Annotated in this window: 5 protein-coding genes and 1 pseudogene; all 6 read left to right on the forward strand. The window is 71.4% G+C overall.

The genetic code is table 11. The annotated features are described in order from the left end of the window. Positions 1–2557 (forward strand): annotated as a pseudogene (locus ACE3Q3_RS12765) (hypothetical protein); the annotation flags it as partial. 147 nt (positions 2558–2704) lie between these two features. Next, on the forward strand, positions 2705–4972 hold the full coding sequence (locus tag ACE3Q3_RS12770; protein ID WP_374446640.1) for an NADP-dependent malic enzyme: 2268 nt from the start codon (positions 2705–2707) through the stop codon (positions 4970–4972). Positions 4973–5003: 31 nt separating this feature from the next. Then, positions 5004–6446 (forward strand): sensor histidine kinase, encoded by a 1443-nt coding sequence (locus ACE3Q3_RS12775; RefSeq protein ID WP_374446641.1) that lies wholly within the window; start codon positions 5004–5006, stop codon positions 6444–6446. A gap of 82 nt (positions 6447–6528) precedes the next feature. Next, a complete protein-coding gene (phoU, locus tag ACE3Q3_RS12780) occupies positions 6529–7254 on the forward strand; it encodes a phosphate signaling complex protein PhoU (protein ID WP_374446644.1) in 726 nt (241 codons plus the stop codon). Continuing rightward, the gene (gene phoB, locus ACE3Q3_RS12785; RefSeq protein ID WP_374446645.1) at positions 7251–7943 is read left to right on the forward strand and encodes a phosphate regulon transcriptional regulator PhoB; all 693 of its coding nucleotides are present in this window, start codon (positions 7251–7253) and stop codon (positions 7941–7943) included. Before phoU ends, phoB begins: the two co-directional genes overlap by 4 nt. Positions 7944–8139: 196 nt before the next feature. Then, positions 8140–8581, forward strand: a 442-nt coding sequence (locus tag ACE3Q3_RS12790; RefSeq protein ID WP_374446647.1) for a calcium-binding protein, incomplete at its 3' end; no start/stop codon positions are given.

Consider the following 8581-nt stretch of genomic DNA (forward strand, 5'->3'; position numbering starts at 1 on the left):
CGGCGACGACGGCGACGACCTGCTCGACGGCGGCGAGGGCGCGGACAGCCTGTCCGGCGGCAACGGCGTCGACACGCTCCGCGGCGGCAACGGCGCCGACGCCATCGACGGCGACGGCAACAACGACAGCATCCTCGGCGACGACGGCGACGATTCGCTGTGGGGCGGCCTCGCCAACGACACCATCGCCGGCGGCAACGGCGCCGATCTCGTCTATGGCGGCGACGGAGCGGACGCGGTCGACGGCGATGCCGAGGCGGACACGATCTTCGGCGAGGCCGGCTCGGACGCGCTCGAGGGCGGCAGCGGCAACGACACGATCGACGGCGGCACCCACAACGACACGGTCGACGGCGGCTCGGGGGCCGACAGCATCGTCGGCGGCCAGGGCAACGATTCGGTCGATGCCGGCGACGGCCTCGACACGGTCCAGGGTGGCCAGGGCAACGACACGCTGCTCGGCGCCGGCGACGCCGACAGTATCCTCGGCGACACCGGCGACGACCGGATCCTCGGCGGCAACGGCGGCGATACGCTGCTCGGCGGCGACGGCAACGACCTCGTCGACGAGCGCGACTTCGACGGCGGCAACGATTCCATCTACGGCGGCAACGGCCTCGATTCGCTGTTCGGCGGCAACGGCGCCGACACCATCCACGGCGATCAGGGCAACGATTCGATTCTCGGCGGCGCCGGCCAGGACGAACTCTTCGGCGACGCGGACGCGGACACGATCTTCGGCGAGGCCGGCGCCGACGACATCGACGGCGGGCTCGGCAACGACGTCCTGTCGGGCGGCGAGGACGACGACACGCTGGCCGGCGGCAACGGCGCCGACACGATCGAGGGCGGCCAGGGGGGCGACGCCATCGACGGCGGCGAAGGCTTCGACATCCTCACCTTCGCCGGCTCGGCGGCCGGGGTGGCGGTGGACCTCGCCGCCGGCACCGGCGACGGCGGCGACGCGGAAGACGACGAGTTCGCCGATATCGAAGGGGTGATCGGCACCGGCGCGGCGGACACGCTGGCCGGCGATTCCCTGGACAACCGCCTCGACGGCGGGGCCGGCAAGGACTGGATCGCGGGTGCCGACGGGGCCGACACGATCTCGGGCGGCGCGGACGCCGACACGCTTTCCGGCGGCGCCGGGGACGACACCATCGCCGGCGACGAGGGTGACGACCGCATCGAAGGCGGGGCCGGAGCGGACACGCTCGCCGGCGGCGGCGGCCGCGACGCCGTCGCCTACACCGATTCCGAGGACGGGGTCGTCGTCAGCCTCGCCATCGACGGCGCCCAGGCCGGCGGCGATGCGGCGGGCGACCGGCTGTCGGGCTTCGAGGACCTCCTCGGCAGCGACGCCGGCGACGATTCGCTCGTCGGCAACGGCGGCGCCAACCTGATCGCCGGCGGCGGCGGCAAGGACACGCTGGTCGGCGGCGCCGGCGCCGACACCCTGGACGGGGGCGCCGGCGTCGACGCCTTCGCCGGCGGCACCGGCAACGACCTCTACCTGCTCGATTCCCGCGACGAGGCGGCGCTGGTGCAGTTCGACGACGCCGGCACCGACGACGTCGTCCGGGCGCTGTCCGTCAGCTTCTCGGACGCCGAGCTCGCGGCGCTCTACGCCAAGGGCATCGAGCTGGTGCAGGATTCCAAGGGGACCCACACGGCCCCGCCGCCCCCGCCGCCGCCGGACGATCCGGGGCCGCTGCCCGAGCCGGGCGGCAAGGCGATCACGATCGCCAGCTTCCAGGAGCTGGACGCGGTCGACGAGGAGGACGGCATCGGTCTCGTCAACACCTCGGCATCGGTCGCGCTGCCCGACTTCATTCCCAACCTGACCATGCAGGGCCAGGCCAACCTGAACGCCGACGGCAACGATCTCGCCAACATCATGGTCGGCAACAGCGGCAACAACATCCTCGTCTCCTACGACGGCAACGACAGCGTCGTCGGCGCCGCCGGCAACGACTTCCTGGCCGCCGGCAAGGGCAACGACACGCTGTGGGGCGACGACGTCGCCGGCAACAGCACGGGCGACGACACCATCTGGGGCGGCCAGGGCGACGACCTCGTCCGCGGCGGCAAGGGCGGCGACATCCTGAACGGCGACCTCGGCGCCGACACGGTCGACGGCGGCAACGGCGACGACCAGGTGAACGGCGGCGCCGACAACGACAGCCTGCTCGCGGGCGAAGGCGCCGACACGCTGCGTGGCGGCCAGGGCAAGGACGTGCTCGACGGCGGCGAGGGCGACGACCGGGTCGCGGGCGACCGCGGCGCCGACACGCTGACCGGCGGCAACGGCGAGGACGTCTTCGTCTTCCTCGACGACAGCGGGGTCGACCGCATCCTCGACTTCGAGGTCGGGGTCGACCAGCTGGAGATCGCCTCCGACGCCAATGGCGGCGACATCGTCGATTTCGCGAGCTTCCTCGCGCACGTCACCGACATCGCCGGCGACGCCATCGTCGATCTCGGCGGCGGCAACACCATCACCCTCGTCGGGGTCACCAGCAAGGAACTGAGCGAGGACGACCTCACCATCGTCTGAGCGCGGCGCCGGGGACGCCCGCCCCGGCGCTTCCTTCCCAGCGAACGCTTCGCGCTAGGCAACGCCGTTGCTGGTCGGGCACTATGTTCGGCCGCTTAATCCGAGGGTCCGTTCAGGGGCCTCGCTGGGAGGGTTTCGAGACGCGCCATGGAAGACACCGACAACCGTGTCACGGAAGAAGAGGCCTTGCAGTTCCACGCGCAAGGCAAGCCCGGCAAGATCGAGATCACCCCGACCAAGCCGCTGACGACCCAGCGCGACCTGTCGCTGGCCTATTCGCCCGGCGTGGCCGTGCCCTGCCTGCACATCGAGAAGGACCCGGCCAAGGCCTACGACTACACGGCCAAGGGCAATCTCGTCGCCGTCATCTCCAACGGCACCGCCGTGCTCGGCCTGGGCGACCTCGGCGCGCTGGCCTCGAAGCCGGTGATGGAGGGCAAGTCGGTCCTCTTCAAGCGCTTCGCCGACGTCGATTCGATCGACCTCGAGGTCGACACCCGCGACGTCGACGAGTTCGTCAACTGCGTGCGCTTCCTCGGGCCGACCTTCGGCGGCATCAATCTCGAGGACATCAAGGCGCCCGAGTGCTTCATCATCGAGCAGCGCCTGCGCGAGCTGCTCGACATCCCGGTCTTCCATGACGACCAGCACGGCACGGCGATCGTCGCCGCCGCCGGCCTCGTCAACGCCCTGCACCTGACCGGGCGCGAGCTGCGCGACGTCCGCATGGTCATCAACGGCGCCGGCTCGGCCTCGATCGCCTGCGTCGAGCTCCTGAAGTCGATGGGCCTGCCGCACGAGAACGCCATCCTGTGCGACACCAAGGGGGTGATCTGGCAGGGCCGCACCGAGAGCATGAACCAGTGGAAGTCGGCCCATGCGGTGCCGACGAAGGCCCGCACGCTGGCCGAGGCGATCGAGGGGGCCGACGTCTTCTTCGGCCTCTCGGTCAAGGACGCGCTGTCGGGCGCGATGGCGAAGAGCATGGCCGACCGGCCGATCATCTTCGCCATGGCCAACCCCGACCCCGAGATCCGGCCGGAACTGGTGCGCGAGGTGCGCCCCGACGCGATCATGGCGACCGGTCGCTCGGACTATCCCAACCAGGTCAACAACGTCCTGGGCTTCCCCTACATCTTCCGCGGCGCGCTCGACGTCCGTGCCTCGACCATCAACGACGCGATGAAGATCGCCGCCGTCGAGGCCCTGGCGACGCTGGCGCGCGAGGACGTGCCGGACGAGCTCGACAGCGCCTATTCCGGCCGCCGGCTGCGCTACGGGCCGGAATACATCATCCCCGTTCCCTTCGATCCCCGGCTGATCGAGACGGTGCCGGCCGCGGTCGCGCGCGCCGCCATGGATTCGGGCGTCGCCCGGCGCCCGATCACCGACATGGGCGCCTACCGCCGGCAGCTCCGCGCCCGCCTCAACCCGACCGCCGACATCCTGCAGTTCATCTTCGAGAAGGTGAAGGCGAACCCCCGCCGCGTCGTCTTCGCCGAGGGCGAGGAGGAGAAGGTGATCCGGGCGGCGGTGCAGTACGCCAACGGCGGCTTCGGCACCCCGGTGCTGATCGGCCGCGAGGAGCGCATCTTCGAGACCATGCGGTCGATCGGGCTGCCGCGGCACGACGGGATCGAGATCCACAACGCCCGGCTCAGCCGTGAGAACCGCCGCTACACCGACTTCCTCTATACCCGGATGCAGCGCAACGGCTTCCTCCACCGCGACTGCCAGCGCCTCGTCAACCAGGACCGCAACGTCTTCGCCGCCCTGATGGTCGCCTGCGGCGATGCCGATGCGCTGGTCACCGGCCTGACGCGCAACTATTTCGACGCCTTCGACGAGATCCGGCGTGTCATCGACCCCGAGCCGGACCAGGTCGTCTTCGGCATGACGGTGCTGCTCGCCAAGGGCCAGACGGTGCTGATGGCCGACACCACGGTCAACGAACTGCCGACCGCAGAGGAGATGGCCTCGATCGCCGTCCAGGCCGCGGCGCAGGCCCGCGCCATGGGGCTGGAGCCGCGCGTCGCGCTCCTGTCCTACTCCAACTTCGGCAATCCGGCCCGGCCGCGGACGGAACGGATGCGCGAGACCGTGGCCCTCCTCGACCAGCGCAAGGTCGATTTCGAGTATGACGGCGAGATGTCGGTCGACGTCGCCCTCAACCACGACCTGATGCGGCGGCTCTATCCCTTCTGCCGCCTCTCCGGGCCGGCCAACGTCCTCGTCATGCCGGCCCTGCACAGCGCCAACATCTCCTCCAAGATGCTCCAGGTGCTGGGCGGCGGCGTGGTCGTGGGGCCGCTGCTGATGGGCCTCTCCGCCTCGGCCCAGATCGTCGAGGCGTCGGCCACGGTCTCGGACCTCGTCAACATGGCGGTGCTGGCGGCCCACCACGCGGGCTGCTGAGGCCCCGGCCCGGACCGCCCGCACCGATCCCATGCCGACCGGCGCCGGGCAGCAATCCTGGTCGACGCTGCGCCGGGTGCTGCTGCACGCGACGACGGTGGCGGCGCCGGCGCTCGTCGTGCTGGTGCTGCTGCTGGTCGTCGACGCCATCGCGCCGCTGGCGGCGGCGCTGGCGATGGCGGCGGTCCTGGCCGCGACCGCGGTCGTCGTCTGGCCCTACGTGCTCGGCGTCGACCGGCTGCGCGCCGCCGTCGAGCAGCTCGACCGCGACGGCGAGGCGCCGAACCCGGATACCGGCCCGTCGGAGAGCCTGCGCCAGATCTGGGACAGCGTCCGCCGCATGCATGGCGAGAAGGCGGCCGGGCGCCGCGCCGTCGAGCAGCGGCTGCGGGCGGAGGAGGCGATCCTGGCGGCGCTCCCGGACCCGCTGCTGCTCCTCGACGCCGGCCGCCGCATCGTCCGGGCGAACGCCGCCGCGGCCGACCTCTTCACCGGGTCGCCGGTCGGCCGCGACCTCGCCCTGGCGATCCGCCACCCGGCCGTGCTCGCCGCCGCCGACGCGGTGCTGGCGGGCGAGGCCACGCGCATGGTCGAGTTCGCCCAGGCCCTGCCGGTCCAGCGCGAGTTCGTGGCCCGCATCATGCGCCTCGATCTCTCGCGCGGGATGCTGGACGGCGTGGCGGCGCTGCTGTCGCTGCACGACGTCACCGCGATCAAGCGGGCGGAACGGATGCGGGCCGACTTCGTCGCCAACGCCAGCCACGAGCTGCGCACGCCGCTGTCGACCCTGGTCGGCTTCATCGAGACGCTGCAGGGGCCGGCCCGCGACGACGCGGAGGCGCGCGACCGCTTCCTCGCCATCATGCACGAGCAGGCGCACCGCATGACCCGGCTGGTCGAGGACCTCCTGTCGCTGTCGCGGATCGAGCAGGACGAGCACACCCCGCCCGCCGGCCGCGTCGAGCTCGCCGAACTCGCCCGCGCCGTGGTCGAGACCATGGAGCTGAAGGCGAAGTCGCGCGGCGGCTCGATCGACCTCGTCGCCGCCGCCGGCCTGCCGGCCGTCCAGGCCGATGCCGACCAGATCGCCCAGGTGCTGCAGAACCTCATCGACAATGCCATCAAGTACGGGCGGCGCGGCACCCCGGTCGCGGTGACGGTGCAACCGTCGCCGGCCGGCGCGCTCGGCACCCGCGCCGGCGTCGCGCTCGCCGTCGCCGACCAGGGCGAGGGTATTCCGCGCGAGCACCTGGCCCGGCTCACCGAACGCTTCTACCGGGTCGACCCGGCGCGCTCGCGGGCCATGGGCGGCACCGGCCTCGGGCTCGCGATCGTCAAGCACATCGTCGCCCGGCATCGCGGCCGGCTCGACATCGACAGCGAGGTCGGGCGCGGCAGCGTCTTCACGATCCATCTGCCCGTGGCGGGCGACGCGGCCCGCGTGTCACGAAACGGCAATGCATCGGTAATATAAGCGTCCCGTCGGGGCGCTAGGGTCTCGTCCGCCCCGACGGGCGGCCAGAGGGCCACGGCCATCCCGAGGCGAGGACCGACTCATGCCGACCGAACATACCGTCCGCTCCTACGACGAAGAGCTGCGGCGTCTCGCCAACACGCTGACCCAGATGGGCGGCCTCGCGGAATCGCAGCTGGCCGCCGCCATGCAGGCGGTGTCGCGACGGGACGCCACGCTGGCGGCCGAGATCGTCGAGGCGGACCCCCGGGTCGACCTGCTGGAGGCGGAGATCGAGCGCCAGGTGATCCGCATGCTGGCGCTGCGCCAGCCGGTCGGTCCCGACCTGCGCGAGATCGTGGGCACGCTGCGCATCGCCAGCGACCTCGAGCGCATCGCCGACTACGCCGCCAACGTCGCCAAGCGCGCCATCGCCCTGAACGCGGCGCCGCCGGTCCGGCCCGCCTTCGCGATCCCGCGCATGGGCGCCTTCGCCGAGGCGATGATCAAGGACGTGCTCGACGCCTATGTCGAGCGCGATGCCGACGCCGCGCTCGCGGTCTGGCGTCGCGACGAGGAACTGGACGAGATGTACACGAGCCTGTTCCGCGAACTCCTGACCTACATGATGGAGGATCCGCGCTCGATCGGGGCGGCCACCCACCTCCTCTTCATGGCGAAGAACATCGAGCGCATCGGCGACCACGCCACCAACATCGCCGAGCAGGTGCATTTCCTGGTGCGCGGCGAGCGCCTGCGGGAGGCGCGGCCCAAGGGCGACCGGTCGGTGGCCGTCGTCCCGGCGGCCGGCGCGGCGGAGGCGCCATGAAGCCGCTGGTGCTCGTGGTCGAGGACGAGGTCCCGCTCCTCACGCTCCTGCGCTACAACCTGGAGAAGGAGGGCTTCCGCGTCGCCGAGGCCCGCGACGGCGAGGAGGCGCTGGTCGCCGTCAAGGAAAACAAGCCCGACCTCGTGCTGCTCGACTGGATGCTGCCGCTCGTCTCCGGCATCGAGGTCTGCCGCCAGATCCGGCGCATGCCGGAGGCCCGGCAGCTGCCGATCGTCATGCTGACGGCCCGCGGCGAGGAGGCCGACAAGGTCCGCGGCCTCAATTCCGGCGCCGACGACTACGTCACCAAGCCGTTCTCCCCGTCCGAGCTGACCGCGCGCCTGAAGGCGGTCCTGCGCCGGGCGCGTCCGTCGAGCGGCGACGAGATGCTGCGCTTCTCCGACCTGGCGATGGACCTGAGCGGCCACCGCGTCACCCGCAACGGCCGCAACGTCCATCTCGGGCCGACGGAGTTCCGTCTGCTGCGCTTCTTCCTGGAGCATCCGGGGCGGGTCTTCTCGCGCGAGCAGCTTCTCGACGCGGTCTGGGGACGCGACGTCTATGTCGAGCCGCGCACGGTCGACGTCCATATCCGCCGGCTGCGCAAGGCGGTCAACGCCGAGGACGGCGTCGACCTGATCCGCACGGTGCGCTCGGCCGGCTACGCCCTCGACCATCAGGACGCCTGACCATCAGGACGCCTGACCACCAGGACGCCTGACCGCCGGGCGCCGGGGACTGTGGCGCAACTGCCATGACCCCACCGAATGTGCGGATACCGATTGACCGGACGCCCGTCTTGCTGCTGATCTGACGGCAGTATCCAGGAGAGGTGGCGCGCTGGGCGGCGCAGCCCCTCTTGTCACATGACTTCGGGGGGCTGCCATGGCGACGTTCATCCTGACCAACGATCCGGATCTCTTTCCGGTCGCGCAGGACAATTCCGGCTCGGATTTCATCTACGGTCTGGCCGGCGTCGACACGATCGACGGCGGCCCCGCCAACGACACCGTCATCGGCGGCGATGCCGGCGACCTCATCAGCGGCAGCGCCGGCGACGACAGCCTGTTCGGCGACGAGACCTTCGCCGGCTCGGATTCGGGCAACGATACGATCCTCGGCGGCGAAGGCGACGACACGATCTCGGGCGGCCAGCTCAACGATTCGATCCTGGGCGGGGACGACGACGACGTTCTCTCGGGCGACAACGGCGAGGACACGATCCTCGGCGGCGCCGAGGACGACAGCATCTTCGGCGGCGACGACGACGACTCGCTGGTCGGCGAGGACGGCGACGACACGATCGGCGGCGGCGACGACGAGGACA

Origin of the sequence: Allostella sp. (assembly GCF_041913585.1) — a bacterium.
Classification (GTDB): domain Bacteria; phylum Pseudomonadota; class Alphaproteobacteria; order ATCC43930; family Allostellaceae; genus Allostella.

Bases quoted from the DNA above. Each gene is read 5' to 3' on its own strand.
- phoU (WP_374446644.1), top strand. From the start codon at position 6,529: ATGCCGACCGAACATACCGTCCGCTCCTACGACGAAGAGCTGCGGCGT.
- ACE3Q3_RS12770 (WP_374446640.1), top strand. From the start codon at position 2,705: ATGGAAGACACCGACAACCGTGTCACGGAAGAAGAGGCCTTGCAGTTC.
- ACE3Q3_RS12775 (WP_374446641.1), top strand. From the start codon at position 5,004: ATGCCGACCGGCGCCGGGCAGCAATCCTGGTCGACGCTGCGCCGGGTG.
- phoB (WP_374446645.1), top strand. From the start codon at position 7,251: ATGAAGCCGCTGGTGCTCGTGGTCGAGGACGAGGTCCCGCTCCTCACG.